Genomic DNA, 26,029 nt, shown 5'->3' on the forward strand with positions numbered 1-26,029 from the left:
TCAGGCGAGGGCGTCGGCCTCCTGCGGGGCGGCGAAGCGGCGCGACCACTGCCCCTTGGCCGTGCCGAGCGCCACCTCGCCGAGCCGCAGCAGCTGCACCTCGGACGTCCCGGCGGGCGCGAAGATGTGAAAGGCGTCGCGCAGGTACCGTTCGACGGGCCGGTCGGTGAACAGCCCGCACGCGGCGTGCACCTCCATCGCGTCGCGGGCACTGTCGATGGCGTGCTCGACGTTGACGAGCTTGGCGTTCATCAGCTCGGCGTCGCACGGCTCGCCCCGGTCCAGCAGATGGACGGCGTGGTAGGCGGCGACCCGGGCGGTCATCAGCCGCGACTGCATCCGTCCCAGCTTCAGCTTGACGGACGGCAGCTCGGCCAGCGGCCTGCCGTAGCGGTGCCGGCGGGCGGTGAACGCGCCGGTGTCCTCGACGACGGCGCGGTGGATGCCCAGGGACACCGCGGTCAGGTTGGGACGCCCGTACAGAACGCTGGAGGAGTACGCCACGTGCAGGCCGTCGCCCTCGGCGCCGAGCCGGTTGGCGGCCGGGACGCGGCAGCCGTCGAAGCGCAGCTCGCCGAAGCCGAAGCCGTGCAGGCCCATGGCGGGACGGTGCGGGCCGACGGTCAGCCCGGGCCGGTCGGCCTCCACCAGGAACGCCGACAGCCCGTCCGAGCCGGGTCCGGTGCGCACCACCACGCCGTGCAGGTCGCCGACGTGGCTGTTGCCGACGTACACCTTGCGGCCGTTGAGGACGTAGTCGTCGCCGTCGCGGACGGCGCTGGAGGTCATGCCGAGGACGTGGCCGCCGGACTCCGGTTCGGTCACCGCGATGGTGGGCAGGCACTCACCCGCCGCGATCGCCGGCAGCCAGGTCTTCTTCTGCTCCTCGCTGCCGAAGTGCACGATCTTGGCCACGCCCAGCTGGGAGGCCTGCACCATGGCGCCCATGGCGGCGCTGACCCGCGACAGCTCCTCGATGATGATGGTCTTGGCGAGGTGCCCCTGACCCATGCCGCCGTAGCGGCGGGTGATCGTCGCGCCGATCCAGCCCTGCCGGGCGATCAGCCGGGCCAGGCGGTGCTGGACGGTACGGGACTCCTCCATCTCCGGGACGCGGGGCCGCACCTCGGCCTCCGCGAACTCCCTGACCTGCCGCCGTAGCCGCTCGTGACGCTCCGTGGTGAACGGGGTCACCATGCGGATCTCCTCACCGTCGTCTGAGCCCCCGAATTTGGACGCCCCAGACTATACAGCTACGCACAGTGACTGCTATGTCACATAAGCCTGACTGCGTGGGAGTTGCAGATTGGCGGCGCCGACAGAGCCCCCAGGCCGGGGACGCGCGCCGTTCCGCGCGGGGCGGCGCCGGCCGCCCCGCGCGACGCGCGTCACACGCGCTGGACGGCGACGGTGACCGGGTCGCCGTCGCCGACCTCGCCGGTGTGGACGGCGGAGTTCGGGAGGCCGCCGAAGCCCAGCTTCTCGGCGAGGGTCTCGCGCGCGATGAACTCGCCGTGCGCCTCCACGGCGGCGGCCACGTCGGGCGAGCCGTCGACGGCGACGGTGATCCGGTCGGAGACGTGCAGGCCGAGCTCGCGCCGGGCGGTCTGGATGACGCGCACCAGGTCGCGGGCCAGGCCCTCGACGCGCAGTTCGGGGGTGACCTCGGTGTCCAGGACGACCACGCCGTCGCTGATCAGGGCGGCCTGGCCGGAGTCGCGCGGCACCAGGCGCGTCTCGTACTCGCCCTCCTCCAGCACGACGCCCCCGGCGACGATCCGGCCGTCGCGCTCCTGCCAGTCGCCGCTCTTGACGGCGCGGATGACCTTCTGGGTGTCCTTGCCCAGGCGGGGGCCGAGCACGCGGGGCAGCACGGTCAGCACGCGCTCGGCGTGCCCGGCGGCGTCGTCGCTCAGCTCCACGCTCTTGACGTTCACCTCGTCGGCGATCAGGTCCAGGTACGGGCGCAACGTGTCGGCGTCGGCCGCGGCGACCGTCAGGCTGCGCAGCGGCAGCCGGACCCGCACGTCGGCGGCCTTGCGCAGCGACAGCGTGGCCGAGCACACCTCGCGGGCGCGGTCCATGCCGCCGGCGAGCGCGTCGTCGGACGGGAAGACGTCCGCGTCCGGCCAGTCGGTCAGGTGCACCGACTCGCCGCCGGTCAGGCCGCGCCACGCCTTCTCGGCGGTCAGCGGCAGCAGCGGCGCCGCCACCCGGAACAGCGTCTCCAGCACCGTGTAGAGGGTGTCGAACGCGTCGGCGTCGCCGTCCCAGAACCGGGCGCGGGAGCGGCGCACGTACCAGTTGGTCAGCGTGTCCAGGAACTGGCGGACGCGCTGGCAGGCGGCGCCGAGCGCGTAGCCGTCCAGGTCGGCGCGGACGTCGCGCACCAGCCGCCCGGTCTTGACGAGGATGTAGCGGTCCAGGACGTGCTCGGAGTCGGTGCGGAACCGCGCCTCGTACGGGGTGGCGTTGGCGTACAGGGCGAAGAAGTGCCAGGCGTTCCACATCGGCTTGATCACCTGGCGGACGGCGTCGCGGATGCCCGCCTCGGTCACCGGCATGTCCCCGCCCGACACCACCGGCGAGCTGAGCAGGAACCAGCGCATGGCGTCGGCGCCGTACCGGTCGAACATCTCGTAGACGTCCGGGTAGTTGCGCAGCTTCTTGGACATCTTGCGGCCGTCCTCGCCGAGGAGGATGCCGTGCGCCAGGCAGGTGCGGAACGCGGGCCGGTCGAACAGGGCCGTGGCCAGCACGTGCAGGTAGTAGAACCAGGCGCGGGTCTGGCCCTGGTACTCGACGATGAAGTCGCCCGGGTAGTGGTCGTCGAACCACTCGCCGTTCTCGAAGGGGTAGTGCACCTGCGCGAACGGCATGGAGCCCGACTCGAACCAGCAGTCCAGCACCGCCGGGACGCGGCGCATCATCGACCTGCCGGTGGGGTCGTCGGGGTTGGGCCGCACCAGCTCGTCGACGGTGGGCCGGTGCAGGTCGGCGGGGCGCACACCGAAGTCGCGCTCGATCTCGTCGAGCGACCCGTACACGTCGACGCGCGGGTAGTTCGGGTCGTCGGACTTCCAGACCGGGATGGGCGAGCCCCAGAACCGGTTGCGGCTGATCGACCAGTCCCTGGCGCCCTCCAGCCACTTGCCGAACGCGCCCTTCTTGACGTGCCCGGGGACCCAGTTGATCTCGTCGTTCAGCTCGACCATCCGGTCGCGGAACTTGGTGACGGCCACGAACCAGCTGGACATGGCCTTGTAGATCAGCGGGGTGTCGCAGCGCCAGCAGTGCGGGTAGGAGTGGGCGTAGGAGTCGTGCCGCAGCAGCGCGCCGCGGGCCCGCAGGTCGCGGACGATCTGCTTGTTGGCGTCGAAGATCTGCTGCCCGGCGTAGTCGGGCACCTGGGCGGTGAAGCGGGCGGCGTCGTCCACGGTGACCACGGTGGGGATGCCGGCGGCGGCGCAGGCCCGCTGGTCGTCCTCGCCGAACGCGGGCGCCATGTGCACGATGCCGGTGCCGCTGTCGGTGGTGACGAAGTCGCCGGCGAGCACCTGGAAGGCGTTCTCGGTGCCCGCGAGGAAGTCGAACGGGGGCCGGTAGGCGCGGCCGACGAGGTCGGCGCCGCGCAGCCGGCGCACGACGTCCGGCTCGGCGCCCTCGGCGGCCAGTTCCTTGCGGTAGTTGCCGAGCAGGGCCTCGGCGATGACGTACTCCCTGCCCTCGTGGGCGACGACGGCGTAGTCGATGTCGGGTCCGACGGCGACGGCGAGGTTGCTGGGCAGCGTCCACGGGGTGGTGGTCCACACCAGCAGGGTCTCGCCGGTCTCCAGCTCGAAGCCGACCGTGACGGACGGGTCGACGCGTTCGCGGTAGGAGTCGTCCATGCCGGTCTCGGCGTTGGACAGCGGGGTCTCGCAGCGCCAGCAGTACGCCAGGACCTGGAAGCCCTCGTAGATCAGGCCCTTGTCGTGGAGGGTCTTGAACGCCCACATGACGCTTTCCATGAAGTCCAGGTTGAGCGTCTTGTAGTCGTTGGCGAAGTCGACCCAGCGGGCCTGGCGGGTCACATACCGTTCCCACTCCCCCACGTACCGCAGGACCGACTCGCGGCAGGCGTCGTTGAACCGCTTGACGCCCATCTCGAGGATCTCGGTCTTGGTGGTGATGCCGAGCTGCTTCTCGGCCTCGACCTCGGCGGGCAGGCCGTGGCAGTCCCAGCCGAAGCGGCGTTCCACGCGGCGGCCGATCATCGTGCGGTAGCGCGGGACGACGTCCTTGATGTACCCGGTCAGCAGGTGGCCGTAGTGGGGCAGCCCGTTGGCGAACGGCGGCCCGTCGTAGAACACGTACTCGTTGGAGCCGCTCTGCCCGGCCGGACGCGCGTCCACCGACCGGCGGAAGGTGTCGCCCTCGGCCCAGAGGTCGAGAATCTCGCGCTCGACCTGGGGAAAGGACGGGCTCCCCTCGACCGCGTTCCCTCGGCCGTCCCTGGGATACATGGACGTCACCCTCCTCACGGAATCGCCCGCCCCGCCGAGGGCGGGCGGACACGAAAAGGACCGGCGCCGAGCCGGTCGAAACAGGAAAAAGGCGGGGGCCGAGGATGCCGGCGCCCCGTCTCCGGCCGCGTCACCGCACAGAGCACGGCCGATCACCCATGATAGCGAGGCTCCATGCCTGTCTGCGGGGGGAACGACCGGCGTCGGCCGGTACGCCCGGGCCGTACTCGGGAGACCGAATAGTGTGCGGGTATGGGCGATATCGCTGCCGCGCTGGAACGTGTCCTCCCCGCCGACCGGGTCGTCACCGACCCCGGGATCCTGGCGTCCTACGCCCACGACGAGGCCGCCTGGGCGCCCTACGAGACGCCCGCCGCGGTGGTGCGGCCGAGGGAGACCGCCGAGGTGGCGGCCGTGGTGGCGTGCTGCGCCGAGCACGGCGCGCCGGTGGTGCCGCGCGGGGCGGGCACCGGGCTGTCGGGCGGCGCCAACGCCGTCGCGGGCGGCGTGGTGATCTCGTTCGAGGCGATGAACCGGATCCTGCGGATCGACGCGAACGAGCGGCTGGCGGTGGTGCAGCCCGGCGTGGTCAACGACGACCTGCGCGCGGCGTGCGCGGAGCACGGGCTGTGGTATCCGCCGGACCCGGCCAGCTCCCCGTGGTCGACGATCGGCGGGAACGTCGCCACCAACGCGGGCGGGGTGTGCTGCGTGAAGTACGGCGTCACCCGTGACTACGTGCTGGCCCTGGAGGCGGTCATGGGCCGCGGCGAGGTGGTGCGGCTGGGCCGCCGCACCGCCAAGGGCGTGGCCGGGTACGACCTGGCCGGGCTGCTGGTCGGGTCGGAGGGCACGCTCGGCGTGATCACCGAGGTGACGGTGCGGCTGCGCGGCGCGCGGGCCGCCGAGCGCACCGTCGTCGGCTGCTTCGACGCGCTGACCGACGCGGGGCGGGCCGTCGCCGCCGTGACGTCCCGCGGGGTGGTGCCGAGCGCGCTGGAGCTGGTCGACCGGTACTGCCTGCGCGCCGTCGACGACTGGAAGCACATGGGGCTGGCCGACAACGGCGACGTGCTGCTGCTGGCGCGCTGCGACGCGCCGGGCGCGGCCGGGGACGAGGAGGCCGACGCCGTCCTGGCGTGCTTCGAGTCGGCGGGCGCCACGTGGAGCGCGCGGTCCACCGACCAGGCGGAGGCCGACGCGCTGTTCGCGGCGCGGCGCCTGGCCTACCCGGCGCTGGAGCGGCTCGGCCCGGTGCTGACCGAGGACGTCTGCGTGCCGCGCATGCTGGTGCCGGAGATGCTGGGGCGGATCGAGCGGATCGGCGCCGAGGAGGAGATCCGGATCGCCAACATCGCGCACGCCGGGGACGGCAACCTGCACCCGCTGATGATCGTCCCGGCGGGCGACGAGGCGGCGCGGACGCGGGCGCGGCGGGCGTTCGACCGGATCATCGACGCGGCGCTGGAGCTGGGCGGCACCGTCACCGGCGAGCACGGGGTGGGGCTGCTGAAGATGCGCGGGCTGGCCGCCGAGGCGGGCCCGGCGGTGCTGGCCCTGCACCGCGCCGTCAAGGACGCCCTCGACCCGGCCGGGATCTTCAACCCGGGCAAGGTGTTCGACTGAGGACGGCACGGCCGGCCGCGCCGCTCCGGTGGCCGCCGGCCGCCCGCCGGTTTTGCATCGGTCGATCCAAAACATGGTAGCGTGCCGGCATGGCGCGACCGAGACAGTTCGACGAGGACCGGGCGGTGGAGGCGGCGATGCGCGCCTTCTGGGCCGCCGGGTACGAGGCGACCTCCACCGAGGACCTGTGCGCGGCCACGGGCCTGGGCCGCAGCAGCGTCTACAACACCTTCCGCAGCAAGCGCGACCTGTTCGGCAAGGCCCTGCGCCGCTACGCCGAGGCCAAGGACGCCGACACGATGGAGGTGCTGGAGTCCGACCTGCCCACCAGGGAGAAGGTGCGGACGCTGATGTGGCGGGCCGTCGAGCCCGACCCGGACGATCCGGCGGGCTGCCTGGTGGTCAACTCGCTCGTCGAGCTGGGCCCGCGCGACCCCGAGACCGCCGCATGGCTGCGCCGCAACTACGACCTGCGCTTCGAGGCGCTGCGCGCGGCGATCGACCGGGGACGCCGCAGCGGTGAGATCGACCCCGGCAAGGACCCCGCCGCCCTGGCCCACTTCGTCATCGCCACCATCGGCGGGATGCGGGTGGCCGCGCGGGGCGGCGCCGGGCGCGACGTCCTGGAGGCGATCGCCCGCACCGCCCTGGACGCACTGTGACGCCCGGGCGGCCCTGACCTTCGCGAGCGCCGGGCGGCCGCCGTGCCGCCCTTTCTTTCGCCCTCATATTGAACTGATCAATCCAAAACCGAAGGGACCCCCATGCCACTGGCCGTCTACGTCCTGGGCCTGGCGATCTTCGCCCAGGGCACCTCGGAGCTGATGCTCGCCGGGCTGCTGCCCGGCATGGCCGCCGACCTCGGCGTGTCCGTCCCGCAGGCGGGCCTGCTGATCTCGGCGTTCGCCGCCGGGATGCTGGTCGGCGCGCCGCTGCTGGCGGTGCTGACCCTGCGCTGGCCCCGCCGCGCCACCCTGCTGGCCTTCCTGGCGATCTTCGCGCTGACCCACGTGGCGGGAGCGCTGGCCCCCGGCTACTGGACGCTGCTGGCGACCCGCGCGCTCGGCGCGTTCGTGTACGCCGGGTTCTGGGCCGTCGCCTCGGTCACGGCGGTGGGGCTGGTGGCGGAGAACGCGCGCGGCAAGGCGATGAGCGTCGTCGCGGGCGGGCTGACCGTCGCCACCATCGTCGGGCTGCCCGGCGGCACGCTCATCGGCCAGAATCTCGGCTGGCGGGCGGCGTTCTGGGCGGTGGCCGCGCTGTCGGCGCTCGCCATGGCCGGGGTGCTGGCGACGCTGCCGGGCGGCCGTCCCGACCCGGACGCCGTGCCCCGGCTGGGCGAGGAGCTGCGCGCCATGGCCAACCCGCGGCTCTGGCTCGCCTACGGCACGACCGCGCTGTCCACGGGAGCGCTGCTGGTGACGTTCAGCTACCTGGGCGCGATGCTCACCGACACCACCGGGCTGGCCGAACGCTGGGTGCCCGCCGTGCTGGTGCTGTACGGGGTCGGGTCGTTCCTCGGCATCGCCGTCGGCGGCCGCACGTCCGACCGGCACCCCTTCGGCACGCTGTACACGGGCGTCTCGGGGGCCGTCGTCGTCTCCGCGGCCCTGGCGCTGTCGCTGGGCACGCCCGCGCTGGCCGTTCCGCTGGTCTTCCTGCTGGGCGCGTTCGGCTTCGCCACCAACCCGGCGCTGAACACCCGGGTGTTCGCCCTGGCCGGCCGGGCGCCGACACTGGCGGCCGCCACCAACTTCTCGGCGTTCAACGTCGGGATCACCGCGGGCCCCTGGCTGGGCGGCCTGGCGATCGGCGCGGGCGCGGGGTACCCGGCGGTCGGGTGGATCGGCGCCGGGCTGGGCGCCGTCGCGCTCGCCACGGTGGCGCTCGGCGCCGCCCTGAACCGCCGCCCCGCGGCCGTGCCCGCCGCGGCCGAGGCGCCGGTGAGTACCGCGGCGCCGACCACCTAGGTACTTGTACGGGGGTGGAACCCCGTCGAGCGGCGGATGCCCCCGCGCCCCCGTGTCACGCAGACTTCCCTTCCAGACGTTCACGGAATGCACCGACAGGATGGTGATCATGGCGAGGGAGGATGCGGGGGCGCGGCTGTCGCCCCGGCTGGGACGGCTCACGCCGCGCGAGCGCTGGCGCCGGGCCCGGCTGCAGGCGTGCTCCTGGCTGCTGACCGGCGTGTACCGGAGCGCGGCGGCGCATCCGGCGGTGTGGCGGTTCACCGCCCGCCACTACCATCCGGCGCTCGACCGGCTGGCCGCCCGCCACGCGCGGGTGGCGTGCGCGTTCGCCGCCGTCGACGTGCCCGCCTACCGCGACTTCGTGCGGCGGGCGGGCGCTCAGCGGCCCCGCCGCCTGGCCGACTTCCCCGAGACGACCAAGCGGAACTACGCGAGCGTCTACGACGAGGCCAGCCGGTGCCAGGAGGGGCGGCTGCACCGGCCCGGCGTGATCGTGGACGAGTCGTCCGGTTCCACCGGCAAGCCGTACAACTGGCTGCGCGGCCCGCGCGAGCTGAAGCAGATCCACCGCAACGCCGCCGGGTACATCGAGCTCGTCTTCCCTGGCAGGCGGCTGTTCGTGATCAACGCCTACTCGATGGGCGCGTGGGCCACCGGCACCACCACCGGCGCGGCGATGGCCCGCATCGCGATGGTCAAGAACACCGGCCCGGACCTGGAGAAGATCGTCGACACGCTGGAGCACTTCGGCCCCGGCTTCGACTACGTCGTCGCCGCCTACCCGCCGTTCCTCAAGCACCTGGTGGACCGGCTGGACGCGCTCGGCTTCCCCTGGCGGGACTACCGGATCCGGGGCATGGTCGGCGGCGAGGGGATGACCGAGGCGCTGCGCGACTACCTGGAGCGGCGCCTGGAGGAGGTCCGCTCCGGTTACGGCGCCAGCGACCTGACGATCGGGATGGGCGCCGAGACCGGGTTCACGGTGTGGCTGCGCAAGCGGCTGGCCGTCGACGCCGAGCTGCGCCGCGAGCTGCTGGGCGAACACGAGCAGCGACTCCCGATGATCTTCCACTACAACCCGCTGGAGACGTACCTGGAGGTCAACGCGCGCGGCGAACTGCTGTGCACGATCAACAGCAAGACCTGCCTGCAGCCCAAGCTGCGCTACAACGTCGGCGACGAGGCGCTGCTGCACCCGCTGACCAGGGTCCGGGAGATCATCCGGCGGGACCCGGAGCGGTGGGCCGAGTGCCGCCGCGCCACCGGCGACGAGAGGATGGCGCTGCCGCTGCTGTTCCTGTTCGGACGGGCCGACAGCACGATCTCCTACATGGGCGCCAACCTCTACCCGCAGGACGTGGAGAACGGCCTGTACGCGGGCAACCCGTACGCCGCCGACATCGCGCGGTTCTGCCTGTCGCTGGAGGAGCTGCCGGACCTGGAGTCGCGTCCCGTCGTCAACATCGAGCTGCGGGAGGGCTCGGATCTGGACGAGACGGCGGTCGCCAGGCTGGCGCGGATCTGCCGCGACGGCGTCCGCGACCACCTGTCCGCGGTGTCCCGCGACTTCGCCGAGTCGCTGAGGGAGGATCCGGCGGCCGGCGACCTGCGGGTGCGGGTGTTCCGGCCGGGCGAGGGCCCGTTCGCGGGCACCGGCAGGCTCAAGAACGTCTACCTGGTCGAGGACGCCCCGGCGGCGGACGCCGCGCGGCACGCGAGGGCCTGCTGATGCGCACCACCGACTTCAGCAGGGCGCCCCGGCAGGGGCAGGCGACGGCGATGTTCGTCGGCGCCACCCGGTACCGCGGCCCGCTGTCGATCCTCACCCTGAGCCTGACCTGGTTCCGGATGGTCCGCGACATGAAGCGGATGCGCGGCTACTGCTGGCACAAGGTGTACTGGGAGTTCCCGTTCACGCTGGGCACGCTGGCGTTCTTCGAGGACCGCGACGCGCTGCTGCTGTTCGCGCGCAGCCGCCACCACCGCAGGCTGATGCGCTGGGTGACCGACGGCACCAAGAACGCCACCGGCGGCTACATCCGCATCTACAACGCCGAACCGCACGGCTACAGCAACGGCGTGTGGCGCGCCGAGGAGAACGTCATGGCGCACATTCCCGAGTTCACGCCGCTCAGCCACGAGGAGCAGGGCCCGCCGGTCGCCCGTGACGGCCGATGACCTTCACCTTCGAGGCCGTGCGGACGCGACGCGAGCTGCGCGAGTTCACCGAGCTCACACGCCGCCTCCACGGCGGGAACGGACGGTTCGTGCCCCCGCTGCGGCAGCAGATCCGGGGCTGGTTCCGCGGCGAGGTCCCGGACGTGCGGCTGTACGTGCTGCGCGACGCGGCGGGCCAGGTCGTGGCGCGCACGACCCTGCACACCGACGCCGCCTTCGACGCCAAGATCGGGCGCCCCGCCCAGCTGTTCGGGCTCACCGAGTTCGTGGACGACGAGCGCGCCGCACGCGCGTTGTTCGACGCGATCCGCGCGGCGGGGGCGAAGGCCGGGAAGGCCACAGCGTTCGGGCCGGTGTCGCTGCTGCCCAACCAGTCCGGCGGCGTCATCACCTCCGGGTTCTCCGAACGCGGGTTCATCGACAGCGCGTGGAACCCCGCCTACTACCCGCGCGCCTACGAGGCGTACGGGTTCGCCCGGCGGTTCGAGTCCGACACGTGGATCTGCCCGGTCACCGCCGACCCCGACGAGGTGTTCGGCTTCGACGACGCCCGTGCCGCCGCGGAGGACCTGGTGGTGCACCGCGGCTCGCGCAGGCGGTTCCGCGAGCAGCTGCCGATCCTGCGGGAGATGCTGAACGCCTCCTTCGCCCCGCTCGGCTACTACACCGAGATCTCCGCCGAGCAGCTGGACCGGGCCACCGACGGCCTTTCCCACCTGATCGACGAGTCGCTGCTGCTCTACCTGACCAAGGCGGGACGTCCCATCGCGTTCGTGCTGTGCGTGCCGGACATCTCCGAGTTCGTGGCGGGCGTGGACGGCGACCTGAACCTGCCCAACCAGGTGCGGCTGCTGCTGACCCGCTCCCGGCACCGCCGCGACGCCGTCCTGATCGTCAAGGGCACGGTGCCGGACGAGCAGGGACGCGGCTACATGCGGCTGCTGTCCCGTGAGCTGCTGCGCAACCTGCGCGCCGGCGGCTACCGGACGCTGCGCAGCACGTTCGTGGAGCGCGCCAACGCCGGATCGGCCGCGCAGTACGTCGCGATGGGCGGCAGGCCGCTGCACGGCTACACCTTCTACGAGACGGACCTGCGCTACGAGACGGACCTGCGCTACGACACGGACCTGCGGTGAACCCCGGCGACCTGCGCGCGCTCGAACCCGACTTCTGGCGGGCGCCCAGCGCGCACAACACCCAGCCGTGGACGCTGCGCTACCGCGACGGCTCCGCCGAGATCGGCTGGGACCCGGCGTACGCGCTGCCCGTGGCCGACCCGACCGGACGCGACCTGCGGCTGGGCCTGGGCGCGTTCACCGAGACGTGCCTGATCGTGTGCGCCGACGCGGGCCTGGCCGTCGGCTTCCGCCCCGACTACGACCAGGCGCGGCGGCGGATCGGTCACCTGGTGGCCGCCGACGAGCCGTACCGCACCCCGTTCACCGTCGGCGACGTGCGCGCCCGCCGCTCCGGCCGCGTCCCCTACCGGCCCGGGCGGCTCGACGACGCGGTGTTCAGGACCGTCGCCGAACTCGCCGAGGCGGCCGGAGCCCGGACGCTGCGGCTGCCCTGCCGCCGGCTGGCCGGGCTGCTGTACGACGCCGACCGGCACATGTTCGGCGACCCCGCGGTGACCCGCGAGCTGCGCGCCTGGCTGCGCCTGAGCCCCCGCGATCCCCGCTACGACCGGGACGGCCTCACCGACCGGGCCCTGCGGCTCGGCCGCGCCGAGGCGCTCGGGCTGCGCGCCGTCCTGTCGCCGCGCGCGTACCCGCTGCTGCGGCGCGTCGGCCTGCCGCGCCTGCTCGCGGCGTCGTCGCGGGGCCTGCTCGACTACGACGGCGACGTGCTGGTGCTCGTCGGCCCGGCCGGCTGCCCGCCCGAGGGGCAGGTCGCGATGGGGCGGGTGCTGATGCGGCAGTGGCTGGCGCTGTCCCGCCTCGGCCACACCACCCATCCGCTGAGCCAGATCATCGACGCGCCCGCCACGCGCGCCGCCCTCGCCCGCCTGCTCGACGTGGACGACCCGGCGCGGCTGCTCAGCGTCGTGCGGGTCGGGCGGCCCGCCGAGCCGCCGCCCCGGTCGGCACGCCGCGTTCGCTGAACCGCGGCCCCGGCGGGGATCAGGCCGGGGGCGCGGTGACGGCGCGGCCCGTGCGCAGGGCCGAGGCAATGCTGGCGCGCAGGGCGTGCTCGGCGCGGCGGGCGTCGTCGGCCAGCCGCCTGATCTCCTCGCGGGCCAGGTCGTGGCCGACGGTGCGGGCCAGCAGGTCCTGGTAGCGGGCGTTCTGCTCGGGCAGCCGCCGCAGCACCCGCCACTCGTGGAAGGCGTCGTCGGCCTCCCGGGCCCGCTGGGCGTACTCCTCCAGCGCCTCGATCCGCTCGGTGATCGCCCGCACCGACAGCTCCAGGGCGCGGTGCTGCGGCTCCAGCAGCTCGCGGACGGACTCGGTCAGCCGCTCGGGCTGCTGGGCGCGGCGCTCACGGCGCAGCCGGGTGTGCTCGGCCAGTGCGCAGGCGACCGCCCACTCCTGGCGCGGCAGCACCACCGCGTTGTTGACGTCGTCGAGCAGCCCCGCGCTGTGCGCCTTGGACCCCAGGATCGTGTCGATCGCCCGCTGGGCCCGCACCAGCAGCCGGGCGGCGGGCCGGTCGAAGTCGGCGGGCAGCAGGTAGCGGCCGTGGTGCGCGCGGGCCGCCCGGGACGCGTCGGGCTCGCGCAGGTGCCGCACCGCGCCGGCCGCCCAGGCGACGAAGCTGACGGCCGCCAGCGCGACCGCGGCCCTGCCCATGCCGAGCAGGATCAGCACGACCTGCACGGCGGGGGTGAGCATCATCGCGGCCACCGCCGCGCGGCCCCACCGGAACACCCCGCCCATCAGGTCGTCCTCGTCCAGCGAGGCCAGGAAGAACAGCCGCAGCCAGCCGCCGGGCAGCACGCCGTAGAAGAACGCGAACACCGGGATCCAGACCGACCGGGCCGCGATCGTGGCGGCGCTCGCGCGCGGTGGGGACGGGGCGGGCAGGCTCGCCGCGGTCAGCCGTTCCGGCGCCGCCGCCAGCAGCGCCCGGTCGCCGCTGGGGATGGCCGGGTCGAAGACGGGACGGGGACATTTATCGTCGGTCATGGGCACTCCCGGCGGGTAGGGAAAACCGTAAAACCGATGCCCTGTCGTCCCTGTCACGTGTGACGGGACTTACTCCAGAATGCCAAAGCGACCCCGCCCGATGGCACCCCCCTCGTCGCCCCCTCGCCGACCCCTCGCCGGCCCCGGCGCGGCGTGACCCCGAGTGGCGGACGGGAGATCGGGGATATGGAGGATCTCCGGGAGCCCCGTACGGGAGGGAGGTTCGGTGGACCTGGCGCTCGGGCTGCCGGCCGTCGTGGCGCTGACCGCCGCGACCGGGTACTTCGTGGCCCAGGAGTTCGTCTTCGTCACTGCGGACCGCCCCACGCTGGAGGCGCTGGCGGCGCGGGGCGACCGGCGCGCGGCCCGCGCCGTGCGGGTGATGGAGCGGCTGTCGTTCATGCTGTCCGGCGCCCAGCTCGGCATCACCGTGACCGCCCTGGTCGTGGGGTTCATCGCCAAGCCGGCGCTGGCCGACCTGATCGCCCCGGCGCTGACGGCGGCCGGGGTGCCGGCGGGCGCGGTCGGCGGGATCGCCGTGGCCCTCGGCTTCCTGCTCGCCACGGTGATCCAGATGGTGCTGGGCGAGCTGTTCCCCAAGAACCTGGCGCTGGCCAGGGCCGACACGATGGCCCGCGCGCTGGCCTCCTCCACCCTGGTCTACCTGGCGGTGGCGGCGCCGCTGATCCGGCTGTTCGACGCCTCGGCCAACCGGCTGCTGCGCGCGGCCGGCATCGAGCCGGTGGAGGAGCTCCACCACGGCGCCACGCTGGAGGAGCTCGGCCACATCATCGGCGAGTCCGGCGAGCAGCTGGAGGAGGAGCACGCCGACCTGCTGGAACGGGCGCTGGCGTTCCCCGACCGCACCGCCGGGGAGGTGATGGTGCCGCGGGTGGACGTGGTGACCGTCCCGGGCGACACGCCGGTCGCCCGGATGGCCGAGGTGATCGCCGGGGCCGGGCACAGCCGCTACCCGGTGGTCGGCGACAGCGTCGACGACGTGCTGGGCGTGGTCGGCCTGGAGGAGCTGGTGCGGCTGCCTCCCGACGCGCGCACCCCCGTGCGGGACGTGGCGCGGCCCGTGCTGATGCTGCCGAGCACGCTGCCGCTGCCGGACGTGGTGGTGCGCCTGCAGGCCAGTGGGACCGCCGTGGCGTTCGTGATCGACGAGTACGGCGGTTTCGCGGGCCTGATCACCTGGGAGGACGTGGCCGAGGAGCTGGTCGGGGAGATCGCCGACGAGCTGGAGGCGGGCGGCGTCCCGGCGCAGCGGCGCGGCCAGTGGTGGATCACCGACGCGGGGCTGCGGGTGGACGAGGTGGCGCACGAGACCGGCATCGCGCTGCCCGAGGGCGACTACGAGACGGTGGCCGGGCTGCTGCTGCGGCGCCTGGGCCGGGTCGCCGAGCCGGGCGACGTCGTCACCGTGGACCTGCCGCCGACCCGCCTGGACGAGCCGCCGCGCCGGGCGGTGGTCGAGGTGGTGACGGTGCACCGGCACGTCCCCGAGACGATCCGGATCCGGCTGGCGGCCGCGGTGCCGGAGAGCGAGGAGAGGGGGGCGGAGTGAACCTGTCGACGGGCCTTGCGGTGACGGTGGGGCTGCTGGCGGGCAACGGGTTCTTCGTCGCCTCGGAGTTCGCGCTGGTGGCGGCCAGGCGGCCGCGGCTGGAGCGGGCCGCGGCGCGCGGCAGCCGGGCCGCCGCGTCGGCGGTGGCGGGCATCCGCGAGCTGTCGCTGATGCTGGCCGGGGCGCAGCTGGGCATCACCATGTGCTCGCTGGGGCTGGGCCTGGTGTCCGAGCCGGTGATCGCGCACACGCTGACGCCGCTCGCGCACGCGGCCGGGCTGCCGGCCGCGGCCGCGCACGCCGTGGCGTTCGTGCTCGCGCTCGGCCTGGTGACGTTCCTGCACATGGTGCTGGGCGAGATGGCGCCCAAGTCGTGGGCGATCACGCGTCCGGAGCGGTCGGCGATGCTGCTGGCACCGCCGTTCCGGGCGTTCTCGGCGGTGACCCGACCGGTGCTGGCGGTGCTGAACGCCACCACCAACCTGCTGCTGCGCCTGGTCGGCGTCCCGCCGCGCGACACCGCGAGCGTGTCGCGCACGCCCGAGCAGCTGCGCAGCCTGGTGGTGGAGTCGCGGCGGCTGGGGCTGATCGGGGAGACGGACCTGCGGCTGCTCACCGCCGCGCTGGACGCGCCGCGCGCCCCGCTGGCGGGCCTGGTGATGCCGGTCGGCGACATCGTCGCGGTGCCGGCCGCCGCCACCCCGCGGGAGATCGTCGACACCGCCGCCCGGCACGGCCTGATCCGCCTCATGGTGCGGGGCCCCGGGCGGGGCGGCGCCGCGCGCATGGTGCACGTGCGGGACGCGTACGTGGCGCGGGCCCGGGGCGCCCGGACGACGGCGGGCGAGCTGGCCCATCCGGTGCCCGCCCTGCCGATCGCCACCCCGGTCGCCGAGGCGGTGGCGACGCTGCGCGCCCACCACAGCCAGCTCGGCCTGGTGCTCGCCCCCGACGGCCGCCCCGCCGGGTTGATCAACCTTGACGATCTGCTGACCACGCTGCTCACCCCCGCCTGATCGGCGCGCCCACCCGGGCACTGTCAACATGGGTTGACACCGCCATGCTGTCAACCTACATTGACACCATGGACGACGGAGTGACGCTCGCCAAGGAGGCGGGCAGCCAGGACCCGGCCGTCGGTCTGCGGGCCGTGCGCGCGCTGCGCGAACTGGCCGAACGGCTGGAGGCGCTGCAGGTGGCCAACGCCCGCGAGCGGGGCTGGTCCTGGCAGGAGATCGCAGTGTGCCTGGGGGTCAGCCGCCAGGCGGTCCACAAGAAGCACGGCGGCGGCCGGCGGATCCTGACGAAGGAGCGATGAGGCGATGTTCGAGCGGTTCACCAAGGACGCCCGGGCGGTGGTGGTGCTGGCCCAGGAGGAGGCGGCGCGGGAGCTGGGCCACCGGCACATCGGCCCGGAACACCTGCTGCTCGCCCTCGTCCAGGACGCCGGCCCGGCGGGCCGGGCGTTGCGGGGGCACGGGCTGGAGGCCCACGACCTGCGGAGCCGGCTGGCCCGCACCACGACCGGCGGGGACCCTCTCGACCCCGAGGCGCTGCGGTCAATCGGCATCGACCTGGACGCGGTGCGCCAGGCCGCCGAGGAGTCCTTCGGGGCCGGCGCCCTGGACGCCCCGCCCGGCCGGTGGCGCCCGGGCAGGCGCTCACACGTGCCGTTCACCAAGGGCGCCAAGAAGTCCCTGGAACTGAGCCTGCGGCACGCGCTCAGGCTCAAGCACAAGAGCATCGGCACCGGCCACATCCTGCTGGGCGTGCTGCACGACGAGGACAACCCCGCCGTGTCGATCCTGAAGACCTCCGGCGTGGACGTGGACGCCCTGCGCGCCGACGTGACGCGGCTGATCACCAGCGAGGCCGCCTGACCTGGGCCGGCGTCCCGCCCCCGGCCGGGGGCGGGACGCATGGGCGGGGCGCTGCGGGGTACGGCGCGGAGAACCTGACCGCGACAGCGCCAAGGAGGCGATCATGCGGGTCGTCGTCGTGGGAGCCACGGGCAACGTGGGCACCAGCACCGCCCAGGCGCTGGCCGCCGACGTGCGGATCACCTCGATCCTGGGGATCGCCCGCCGCCGTCCCCGGCTGCGGATCGACAAGACCGAGTGGGCGCGGGCCGACGTCACCGACGCCGACCTGACGAGCCTGTTCCGGGGCGCGGACGCCGTCGTCCACCTCGCCTGGCTGTTCCAGCCCACGCACACGCCGACGATCACTTGGCGGGCCAACGTGGTGGGCAGCGCCCGCGTGTTCCAGGCGGTGGCCGACGCGGGCGTGCCCGCGCTGGTGTACGCCTCGTCCGTCGGCGCCTACTCCCCCGGGCCCGACGACCGTCCCGTGGACGAGTCGTGGCCCACGCACAGCTGGCCCACCGCCGCCTACGGCCGGGAGAAGGCCTACGTGGAACGGCTGCTGGACGCCTTCGAGGCCGAGCATCCCGGCTGCCGGGTGGTGCGCATGCGCCCCGGGTTCATCTTCAAGCGGGAGTCGGCGTCCGGCCAGCGGCGGCTGTTCGCCGGGCCGCTCCTGCCGAACCCGCTGGTGCGGCCGGGCCTGATCCCGGTGGTGCCGGACGTGCCCGGGCTGCGGTTCCAGGCGCTGCACACCGACGACGTCGCGCAGGCGTACCGGCTGGCGGTCACCGAGGACGTGCGGGGGCCGTTCAACCTGGCCGCCGACCCGGTGATCGGCCCGGACGAGCTGGCGCAGCTGCTGCACGCGCGCAAGGTCCGCCTTCCCGCGCGCGGGGCCAAGGCCGCGCTGACCGTCGCGTGGGAGCTCGGCCTGGTGCCGGCCTCGCCGCAGCTGCTCGACCTGGCCCTGCACCTGCCGGTCATGGACATCACCCGGGCCCGCACCGAGCTCGGGTGGATGCCCCGGTACAGCGCGATGGACGCGCTGCGCGAGTTCCTCGACGGGCTGCGCAGCGGCGCCGGCATGGACACTCCCCCGCTGTCGCCCGAGACCGGCGGCCCGATGCGCCTGCGCGAGCTGGTGACCGGGGTGGGCCGTCGCCCCTAGCGGCGTCCGGCCCGATCCCTGGCCGGTTGCACGGCCGGGGGCGCGGTCAGGTGCGGGGCGCGACGGTGAAGCGGCGCAGCTCCAGCGCCGGGTTCGTCGCGCGGACCGCGGCGATGCGCTCGGCCGACACCGGGGCGACCGCCGTCCCGGTGCCCTCGCCCAGCGACGCCACGACCACGCCCATCGGGTCGACGATCATGCTGTTGCCGGCGCCGGTCGGGGCGTGCTGGTCGGCCGCGGCCACGTAGATGGTGTTCTCGATGGCGCGGGCGCGCACCAGGGTGCGCCAGTGGTCCTCCTTGAGCGGGCCGGGCACCCAGTCGGCGGGCAGCGCCAGCACGTCCACGCCCGCGTCCACCAGCCGCCGCGTCACCTCCGGGAAGCGCACGTCGTAGCAGGTCTGCAGGCCGAACCGCAGGCCGTCGACGGTGAACGTCTCCGGCTCGGCGATCTCGCCGGGACGGATCACGTCCGACTCGCGCATGCCGAACGCGTCGTACAGGTGGATCTTGCGGTAGGTCGCGGCGATCTTTCCGTCCGGGCCGACGGCCAGCAGCGTGTTGGAGATGCGGCCGGGGTCGTCGGTGCGCTCGTTCATCCCGGCGACGACGTGCACGCCGTGCCGCCGGGCCACCTCGGCCAGCCCGGTGGCGAACGGGCCGTCCAGGTCCTCGGCGGACGCGACGAATCGCTCGTCCATGCGCGGCGCGGTGAACATCGCGTACTCGGGCAGCACCACCACCCGGGCGCCCCGGGCCGCCGCCTCCTCGACCAGCTTGCGCAGGCCCGCCAGGTTCTGCTCCTTGTCGACCCCGGGCGCGAACTGCGCGACGGCCACCTGGACCATGGAACCCCTCCCAGATCAGAGCCGGTTGACGCCGGTGACGCGGACGACCGCCTCACCCGCCTCGTCCGAGCCTGTCAGATCCACCTCGGCGCTGATACCCCAGTCGTGGTCGCCCGCCGGGTCGTCGAAGACCTGCCGGACCCGCCACAGGGCCTCCTCCGGCACCTCCTCGATCATCAGCAGCTTGGGGCCGCGCGCGTCGGGGCCGGTGAGCAGGTCGTCGTGCTCGTCCCAGTACGCCTCCATCGCCTCGGCCCACCCGTCGGCGCCCAGCTCCGGGTCCAGCTCGCCCAGCTCGTCGTACCGCTCCAGCGCGGCCAGCTCCACCCGGCGGAACATCGCGTTGCGCACCAGCACCCGGAACGCCCGGGCGTTGGCGGTGACCTTGGTGACCTTCTCCTCGATCGGCTCCTGGACGGGCCCGTCCTCGGGATGGGCGAGCTGCTCCCACTCGTCCAGCAGGCTGGAGTCGACCTGGCGGACCAGCTCGCCCAGCCAGGCGATGAGGTCCATCAGCTCGTCGGTCTTGAACGTCTCGGGGACGGTCTGCTGCAGCGCCTTGTAGGCGCCCGACAGGTAGCGCAGCAGCAGCCCCTCCGCCCGGGCCAGCTCGTAGTGGGAGATGTACTCGGTGAACGTCATCGCCCGCTCGTACATGTCCCGCACGATCGACTTGGGGCTGAGCGGATGGTCGCCGACCCACGGGTGCCCGGCCCGGTAGGTCTCGTACGCCGCCGCCAGCTCCTCCTCCAGGGGCTTGGGATAGGTGACGTCCTGGAGCAGCTCCATCCGCTCCTCGTACTCGATGCCCTCGGCCTTCATCTCGGCGACGGCCTCGCCGCGGGCCTTGTTCTCCTGCGCGGCCAGGATCTGCCGCGGGTCGTCCAGCGTCGCCTCGATCACCGACAGCACGTCCAGCGCGTACGTGGGCGAGGAGGGGTCCAGGATCTCGAACGCGGCCAGCGCGAACGTCGACAGGGCCTGGTTGAGGGCGAAGTCCTCCTGCAGGTCGACGGTGATGCGCGCGTAGCGGCCCTGCTCGTCGGGCTCGTCCAGCACCTCCACGATCCCGCCCGCCAGCAGCGACCGGTAGATCGCGATGGCGCGGGAGATGTGCCGGCGCTGCGCGGCCCGGTCCTCGTGGTTGTCGGTGAGCAGCTTCTTCATCGCCTGGAACGCGTTGCCCGGGCGGGCGATCACCGACAGCAGCATGGCGTGGCTGACCTGGAACCGGGACCGCAGCATCTCCGGCTCGGCGGACTGCAGCTTGCGGAAGGTGTCCTCGTCCCAGCCGACGAACCCCTCCGGGGGCTTCTTGCGCTGCACCTTGCGCCGCTTCTTGGGGTCGTCGCCCGCCTTGGCCAGCGCCTTCTCGTTCTCGACGACGTGGTCGGGGGCCTGCGCCACCACGTACCCGACGGTGTCGAACCCGGCGCGCCCGGCCCGTCCGGCGATCTGGTGGAACTCGCGGGCCCGCAGGCGGCGCACCCGGTGCCCGTCGTACTTGCTCAGCGCCGTGAACACCACCGTGCGGATCGGCACGTTCACGCCGACGCCGAGGGTGTCCGTCCCGCAGATCACCTTGAGCAGCCCCGCCTGCGCCAGCCGCTCCACCAACCGCCGGTACTTGGGCAGCATCCCGGCGTGGTGCACGCCGATGCCGTGCCGCACGAACCGCGACAGGTTGCGGCCGAACTTGGTGGTGAACCGGAAGTTGCCGATCATCTCGGCGATCTGCTGCTTCTCCGCCTTGGAGCACACGTTGACGCTCATCAGCGCCTGCGCCCGCTCGATCGCCGCGGCCTGGGTGAAGTGCACCAGGTAGATCGGGGCCTTCTGCTCGCCCAGCAGCTCCTCGATCGTCTCGTGCAGCGGGGTGGTGCGGTAGTCGTAGATCAGCGGGACGGGCCGCTCGGCCGACGACACCAGCGCGGTCTCCCGTCCGGTGCGCCGGGTCAGGTCCTTCTGGAAGAACGACACGTCGCCGAGCGTCGCCGACATCAGCAGGAACTGCGCCTGAGGCAGCTCCAGCAGCGGGATCTGCCACGCCCAACCGCGCTCGGGCTCGGCGTAGAAGTGGAACTCGTCCATCACCACGAGGCCGATGTCGGCGTCGGCGCCGTCGCGCAGGGCGATGTTGGCCAGCACCTCGGCGGTGCAGCAGATGATCGGCGCGTCGGCGTTGACGCTGGCGTCGCCGGTCATCATGCCGACGTTCTCCCGGCCGAACATCTCGCACAGGTCGAAGAACTTCTCCGACACCAGCGCCTTGATCGGCGCGGTGTAGAAGCCCACCTGGTCGCGTGCCAGGCTCGCGAACAGCGCCCCCGCCGCCACCAGGCTCTTGCCCGACCCGGTCGGTGTGGCCAGGATCACGTTGGCGCCGGAGACCACCTCGATCAGCGCCTCCTCCTGCGCGGGATACAGGGTGATCCCGCGTCCCGACACCCATCGTCCGAACGCCTCGAACAGCGAGTCGGGGTCGACGTCCGTACCGGAGGGAAGATGATCGATGAGGTTCACGCCTTCCATCCTGCCCGTGTCCGCCGGGTGCCCGCGCCACGACCGCCCACAAGGACGGGCGGCACGGGGCCGCCCCCGAGCGGTGGCCCCGTGCCGCCACCCGCGTCACCTGCGGCACGGCGGTCCGCCGGCGCCCGGATCGGCGGCAATCTCCGCGCCCGGTTCCGGCGGGCGGCGCAGCGGCGTGCCGCAGGCCAGGCCGGCGGGGTCCAGGCCCAGCGCCGCCGCGGCGGTGGCACCGACGTCGGCGAGGCTCTCCGCGTCGGGCAGGAGCCGCGGTTCCGCGGCCTCCGGGCGGTGGACGATCACCGGGACGTATTCGCGGGTGTGGTAGGAGTGCCCGATGGCCGGATCGTTCCCGTGGTCGCCGGTGACGATCAGGCGGTCGCCGGGAGAGTCGAGGACGGCGACCAGTTCCGCCAGACCCGCGTCCACCCGCTCCAGCAGGGTGCCGTAGCGGGCGGGGTCCTGCTGGTGGCCCGCCAGATCGGTCTCCTGGACGTTGGCGACGACCAGGGCGTCACCGCCGGCCCGCGCGGCGCGCAGGGTGTGGGCGAGCACCTCGGCGGTGGACACGGCGGGGCGGCGCACGGCCGCGTCGCAGGACAGGATGTCGGCGGCCTTGCCGACCAGGGTCACGGGGACACCGGCGCGCGCGGCAAGGTTCGGCAGCAGCCTGGTGGGATCCAGCGGCACGCCGAGGTGCTGGACCCGCAGGCCACCGTTGCGGTAGAAGCCGCTGGCCGGAGTGTCCAGGCCGACGGTGCCGCCGTCGCCGTCGCGCACATGGCGGTGCAGCGGGCCGTCCGCGTGCCCGCCGACGGCGATGACGCGGGTGACGGGCGCGACCCGGCGGACGGTGCGGGCGATCGCCAGGATGCCGTCGAACGGCAGATCCTCCAGACGTCCGGAGACGTTCCAGTTGATGCCCGGGTCGGCTTCGAGGTTGTCGTGGACGAGCACCGTCTCGTCGACGACCAGCACGGGGCGGCCGTCCAGCCGTCGCACGGTGCGCCCGGCCGCCTCCAGCGCCGCGGTCACCTCCTCCAGACGCTCCCCCAGCGTCGACACCGTCACCGCGCTGAAGTCCGCGCCCATCATGGTCTGGTGGCCGGCGAAGGAGTCGGCGCCCGGGTAGCCGAGGGCGGCGCGGCCGGCCGCGACGGGCAGCGTCGGCCGTCCGGCGAGATCGCGGTGCGGGTGCAGCAGCCCCAGGCCCAGCGCCTCCAGTGTCGGCAGCCGCAGCGGTCGCCCGGCGGCGGCGCCGAAGCGGTCCAGCGTGTGCCCGAGGGTGTCGGCGTGGGCGTCGCCGGGGCGCAGCGCGCCCGCGTCGGGCATCGCCCCGATCCCGAAGCCGTCGATGACGACGATGACCGTCCTGCTCATGACCGTCCTGCTCATGACCGGCCTCCGTGCACGGGCCGTCCGAACGGGTCGTACAGGCCGGTCAGCACGGGGCGGCCGTCGCTGGAGAGCCCGCTGACGACGGCGACGTGGCTGCGGGTGACGAAGACCTGCGTGCGGAAGGCGAGCACCGCCGTGTCCCCGACCTGCGCCGCCCCCGGGCGGCGGGGTCTTTCCAGCAGCCGGTAGTAGTCGATGTTCTCGGCGGGCGCGTCCAGCACGGGCAGCCTTTCTCCCGAGCGCGGCAGGTAGGCGGCGGTGACGGTGCCGCGCGGGTAGAAACCGCCGCCGAAGAGGGCCGGGCGTCCGTCGGCGAGGATGTGGGCGACCTCGCTGACGTACACGTAGGCGGGTCTCTCAGGCTGGGACGGGTCGGCGCTGTGCAGTGGTGTCGTGCCGGTCAGGGCGTGGCCCGGCTCGCCGTGCGTGGCGCCGCGCCGGGCGAGGAGCGGCAGCGTCGCGGCGCAGGTGGCGCCGGGCGCGCTGAGTTTGAGCGGGCCGTGGCCCCGTCCGGCCAGCAGGTCGCGGGCCGCCAGGACCCGTTCGAAGGTGGCCGTCGGGTGCGCCTCACCGCTGTCCGGGTCGCAGGTGAGGCAGGGGAACGCGGTGACGCCGGCGATGCGGACACCGGGCAGCCGCTCGACCTCCTCGGCGAAGGCGTCCAGGTGTTCCGGCGGGACACCGCCCTCCTGGCCGGGGAAGACGGCGCCGGGCGCCCCCTCGATCCGCACCAGGACGTCCTGGACGATGCCCTGGCGCCGGGCCTCGGCGGACACCGCGCGGGCGTTGGCGGTGTCGAAGACGGTCACGGCCTCGGGCCGCCAGGCCAGCATCTCCGGCAGCGCGCGGCGCGGAATCTGCACCAGGTGCCCCAGGTTGCCGGCTCGCGCGCCGGCCGCGTGCAGGACGCGGGCCTCGGGCGGGTCGATGGCCGCGAACCTGGGAATGTGCCGGGCGACGGCCCGGATCAGCTCGGGGTTGCGGCCGACCTGCTTGACGACGAACCACAGGCGCAGGCCGAGCCCGTCGGCCCGCGCGGCGAGCAGCGCGGCGTTCTCCTCGACGGCGTCGAGGTCCATGACGTACGTGTCGGGCGGGATGCGTCCGTCGCGGTGCAACGCGGCGGCGGTCTCGACAAGACGCGGATTGCGGGCCAGGACGGCGTCAAGGAACAAAGGTCAGTCTTTCTGGGAGGGCGGGTGGTCCAGGTCGCGCAGCGCGCGGCGCAGGATGTCCAGCACGAGGTCGGCGCCGGCCCGCATGGGGTTGACGCGCACCGTCCAGTCGGCCAGGCCGGGGGCGTCGGCCAGCGACGAGCTGGACATCCGGTAGAACAGCGGGGCGATCTCGTAACGCGAGTTGGAGCCGACCGGGTACGGGGCGGCGCCATGGCGGGCGGCGACGGCGGGCAGGGCGCGGGCGACGGGCCGGTCGAGCAGGACGAGCACGCAGCGGTCCTGGACGTTGGCGACACGAACGTCGGCGACGCCGTCGACCTCGCCGCCGGCGAGGCGCTCGGCGATCTCCGCCACGACCCGCGACTGCACCGACCACATCACCGGCACGTGGGTGAGGGCCCGCAGCGCGTCCAGCGCCTGGTGCCCCTGGACCTGGCCGCCGCCGGAGTAGTTGTCGTGGTGCAGGCGCTCGACCAGGTCGGCGGCGCCGACGACGGCGCCGACCCCCTCGGGCCCGTGCAGCTTGAACAGCGAGAAGCAGGAGGCGTCCGCGCCCACCTCGACGCCGCAGGCCGGGACGCGCATGGCCGTGTAGTTGTCGTCGACGATCGTGCGCACGCCCGCGGCGCGGCAGGCGGCCACGACGGCGGCCAGGTCGTAGGAGTCGGTGAGCCGCTGCCTGCTGTGCTGCGCGTACGCCCACCGGAACCGCCCGCCGGCCAGGGCCCGTTCGAGCGCCGCCGGGTCGTTGAAGTCGACCTCGACGACGTCCACGCCGAGGGTCCGCAGGGTGGTGGCGGTGGTGGCGTAGACGGGGGCGCGGTGGACGAGCAGCGGGTCACCGGGCTTCACCGCCGCGACGAGGGCGGCGCGGATGGCGCCGGTGCCCGCGCCCTGGACGAGCGCGGCGGCCTCGGCGCCGAAGAAGTCGGCGAGAACCGCCTCCACCCGCGCGGTGGTGCGGGGCCGTCCCGTCCCGGGCACCACGCCCAGGTCGGTGGTGAACAGCTGCTCGCCCTCGAAGTGGGCGGCGGTGCACTCCAGGAGACGGAACTGCCGCGCCACCGCGTCCGGCAGCGGCACCGTGGCCAGGGGGAAGGTCTGCGGAAGCCGGAGCCGCATCAGAACTCCTCGGTGGTCGCACCGGTCAGGAAACGCAGCGGGTTGCGGCGTGTCAGCAGGTCGACGAGGTCGTCGTCGACACCGGCCGCCCGCGCCCGGGGCAGGAACGAGCGGAACAGGTGCCCGTACCCGTGGCCGCCGTGCCCGCGCAGGTAGGAATGGCGGGAGATGTCGCAGCTGAGCAGCACCCGGTCGGCGTGCCCGGCGTCCAGCAGCGCCAGCAGCAGCCGCAGCCGCCGTTCGTCGCTCTGGTAGGGCTCCTTGCCGATGGTGTCGAAGGCGACGTACGCGCCCGCCGCCGCCAGCTCGCGGTGTGTGGCCGGATCGTCGAGCAGGTCCTGGTGCCCGATGCAGATCCGGTGCGCGGGCAGCCCGGCGCCGGTCAGCAGCTCCAGCTGGGCCGGGCCGCCGCGGCCCAGGTGGGCGTGGGTGGCCAGCGGCAGGTCCGCGGCGGTCGCGGCGCGGGCCGCGGCCGTCAGGACGCGGCGTTCGGCCCGGGTGGGCTCGGCGTGGCCGCCGACCTCCGCGATCAGGCCGGGGCGGACGCCCGTGCCGTCCAGCCCGTCCTCGATGTCGGCCAGCAGCATCCCGGTCAGCGCGTCCACGTCGGCCGCGGCGACCTCGTCGGGGTGGAACGGTTCGTAGTACCACCCGGTGGACGCCACCACGGCGACCTGCGCCTGCCGGGAGATGCGGGCGAGGGCGGCGGCGTCGCGTCCCATCCCCCGGCAGGTCTGCTCCACCACCAGCGACAGGCCGTGCTCCGCGCGCAGGCCGGCCAGTTCCGCCGCGATCGCCGTCCGGTGCCCTTCGGCGAGGACGGCCTGATCGTCGCCGTCGCGGCGCAGGTCGAGCGCCAGATGCTCGTGGGCGAGCACGGGCCCGTCCACCCGGTCCGCGGCCAGCGGCCCGGTGACGGTTCGTATGGGATGCATGACGGTC

Annotated in this window: 21 protein-coding genes; 12 read left to right on the plus strand and 9 right to left on the minus strand. The window is 73.8% G+C overall.

Annotation, left to right across the window (positions count from 1 at the left end; genetic code table 11):
• Complete coding sequence (locus tag ABD811_RS23970; RefSeq protein ID WP_344951801.1) at positions 1-1,197, minus strand: acyl-CoA dehydrogenase family protein; 1,197 nt, start codon at positions 1,195-1,197, stop codon at positions 1-3.
• Between the two features lie 191 nt (positions 1,198-1,388).
• Positions 1,389-4,505 carry an isoleucine--tRNA ligase gene (ileS, locus tag ABD811_RS23975; protein WP_344951803.1) on the minus strand — a complete coding sequence of 1,039 codons (3,117 nt, stop codon included), beginning with the start codon at positions 4,503-4,505 and terminating at the stop codon, positions 1,389-1,391.
• Positions 4,506-4,757: 252 nt separating this feature from the next.
• Between ileS and ABD811_RS23980 the strand changes: the two genes are divergently transcribed.
• The 7 genes from ABD811_RS23980 to ABD811_RS24010 all read left to right on the plus strand — a co-directional run bounded on the left by ABD811_RS23980 (position 4,758) and on the right by ABD811_RS24010 (position 12,386).
• Positions 4,758-6,131, plus strand: a complete 1,374-nt coding sequence (locus ABD811_RS23980; protein ID WP_344951805.1) for an FAD-binding oxidoreductase — start codon at positions 4,758-4,760, stop codon at positions 6,129-6,131.
• An 89-nt stretch (positions 6,132-6,220) separates the two neighbouring features.
• Positions 6,221-6,793, plus strand: coding sequence for a TetR/AcrR family transcriptional regulator (locus tag ABD811_RS23985; protein WP_344951808.1), 573 nt, complete (start codon positions 6,221-6,223; stop codon positions 6,791-6,793).
• 102 nt (positions 6,794-6,895) lie between these two features.
• The gene (locus tag ABD811_RS23990; RefSeq protein ID WP_344951811.1) at positions 6,896-8,101 is read left to right on the plus strand and encodes a Cmx/CmrA family chloramphenicol efflux MFS transporter; all 1,206 of its coding nucleotides are present in this window, start codon (positions 6,896-6,898) and stop codon (positions 8,099-8,101) included.
• 109 nt (positions 8,102-8,210) lie between these two features.
• The gene (locus tag ABD811_RS23995) at positions 8,211-9,833 is read left to right on the plus strand and encodes a phenylacetate--CoA ligase family protein (protein ID WP_344951814.1); all 1,623 of its coding nucleotides are present in this window, start codon (positions 8,211-8,213) and stop codon (positions 9,831-9,833) included.
• Positions 9,833-10,282, plus strand: coding sequence for a DUF4188 domain-containing protein (locus ABD811_RS24000; protein WP_344951817.1), 450 nt, complete (start codon positions 9,833-9,835; stop codon positions 10,280-10,282). The genes ABD811_RS23995 and ABD811_RS24000 overlap by 1 nt, the downstream gene beginning before the upstream one ends.
• The gene (locus ABD811_RS24005; RefSeq protein WP_344951819.1) at positions 10,279-11,418 is read left to right on the plus strand and encodes a hypothetical protein; all 1,140 of its coding nucleotides are present in this window, start codon (positions 10,279-10,281) and stop codon (positions 11,416-11,418) included. Before ABD811_RS24000 ends, ABD811_RS24005 begins: the two co-directional genes overlap by 4 nt.
• Positions 11,415-12,386 carry a nitroreductase family protein gene (locus ABD811_RS24010; protein ID WP_344951822.1) on the plus strand — a complete coding sequence of 324 codons (972 nt, stop codon included), beginning with the start codon at positions 11,415-11,417 and terminating at the stop codon, positions 12,384-12,386. Before ABD811_RS24005 ends, ABD811_RS24010 begins: the two co-directional genes overlap by 4 nt.
• 19 nt (positions 12,387-12,405) lie before the next feature.
• Here the strand turns inward: ABD811_RS24010 and ABD811_RS24015 are convergent, their stop codons facing one another.
• On the minus strand, positions 12,406-13,410 hold the full coding sequence (locus tag ABD811_RS24015; RefSeq protein WP_344951825.1) for a hypothetical protein: 1,005 nt from the start codon (positions 13,408-13,410) through the stop codon (positions 12,406-12,408).
• A gap of 226 nt (positions 13,411-13,636) precedes the next feature.
• Here ABD811_RS24015 and ABD811_RS24020 point away from each other — a divergent pair, with 226 nt between their 5' ends.
• The 5 genes from ABD811_RS24020 (at position 13,637) to ABD811_RS24040 (ending at position 18,013) form a co-directional block, all read left to right on the plus strand.
• On the plus strand, positions 13,637-14,980 hold the full coding sequence (locus ABD811_RS24020; RefSeq protein ID WP_344951828.1) for a hemolysin family protein: 1,344 nt from the start codon (positions 13,637-13,639) through the stop codon (positions 14,978-14,980).
• Entirely contained in the window at positions 14,977-15,996 is a 1,020-nt protein-coding gene (locus tag ABD811_RS24025) for a CNNM domain-containing protein (RefSeq protein WP_344951831.1), read from the plus strand. The genes ABD811_RS24020 and ABD811_RS24025 overlap by 4 nt, the downstream gene beginning before the upstream one ends.
• A 68-nt stretch (positions 15,997-16,064) precedes the next feature.
• Positions 16,065-16,298: a helix-turn-helix domain-containing protein gene (locus ABD811_RS24030; RefSeq protein ID WP_344951833.1), complete on the plus strand. Its 234-nt coding sequence runs from the start codon at positions 16,065-16,067 to the stop codon at positions 16,296-16,298.
• Positions 16,299-16,302: 4 nt separating this feature from the next.
• Positions 16,303-16,860, plus strand: coding sequence for a Clp protease N-terminal domain-containing protein (locus ABD811_RS24035; protein WP_344951836.1), 558 nt, complete (start codon positions 16,303-16,305; stop codon positions 16,858-16,860).
• Positions 16,861-16,963: 103 nt separating this feature from the next.
• Positions 16,964-18,013 (plus strand): NAD-dependent epimerase/dehydratase family protein, encoded by a 1,050-nt coding sequence (locus ABD811_RS24040; RefSeq protein ID WP_344951839.1) that lies wholly within the window; start codon positions 16,964-16,966, stop codon positions 18,011-18,013.
• Positions 18,014-18,059: 46 nt separating this feature from the next.
• On the opposite strand, the gene ABD811_RS24045 is transcribed toward ABD811_RS24040, so the two are convergent.
• The 6 genes from ABD811_RS24045 to ABD811_RS24070 form a co-directional block, all read right to left on the minus strand.
• Entirely contained in the window at positions 18,060-18,860 is an 801-nt protein-coding gene (locus ABD811_RS24045) for a carbon-nitrogen hydrolase family protein (RefSeq protein ID WP_344951842.1), read from the minus strand.
• A 15-nt stretch (positions 18,861-18,875) separates the two neighbouring features.
• The gene (locus tag ABD811_RS24050) at positions 18,876-21,392 is read right to left on the minus strand and encodes a DEAD/DEAH box helicase (RefSeq protein WP_344951845.1); all 2,517 of its coding nucleotides are present in this window, start codon (positions 21,390-21,392) and stop codon (positions 18,876-18,878) included.
• Between the two features lie 96 nt (positions 21,393-21,488).
• A complete protein-coding gene (locus ABD811_RS24055) occupies positions 21,489-22,784 on the minus strand; it encodes a phosphopentomutase (RefSeq protein WP_344951848.1) in 1,296 nt (431 codons plus the stop codon).
• Positions 22,781-23,962, minus strand: coding sequence for an alanine racemase (locus ABD811_RS24060; RefSeq protein ID WP_344951851.1), 1,182 nt, complete (start codon positions 23,960-23,962; stop codon positions 22,781-22,783). The genes ABD811_RS24055 and ABD811_RS24060 overlap by 4 nt, the downstream gene beginning before the upstream one ends.
• Before the next feature lie 3 nt (positions 23,963-23,965).
• On the minus strand, positions 23,966-25,087 hold the full coding sequence (locus ABD811_RS24065) for an aminotransferase class V-fold PLP-dependent enzyme (protein ID WP_344951854.1): 1,122 nt from the start codon (positions 25,085-25,087) through the stop codon (positions 23,966-23,968).
• Complete coding sequence (locus ABD811_RS24070) at positions 25,087-26,022, minus strand: phosphotriesterase family protein (protein WP_344951857.1); 936 nt, start codon at positions 26,020-26,022, stop codon at positions 25,087-25,089. The genes ABD811_RS24065 and ABD811_RS24070 overlap by 1 nt, the downstream gene beginning before the upstream one ends.
• Positions 26,023-26,029: the final 7 nt, after the last annotated feature.

It is taken from the genome of Actinomadura miaoliensis (assembly GCF_039536785.1).
In the GTDB taxonomy this organism is placed as follows: domain Bacteria; phylum Actinomycetota; class Actinomycetes; order Streptosporangiales; family Streptosporangiaceae; genus Spirillospora; species Spirillospora miaoliensis.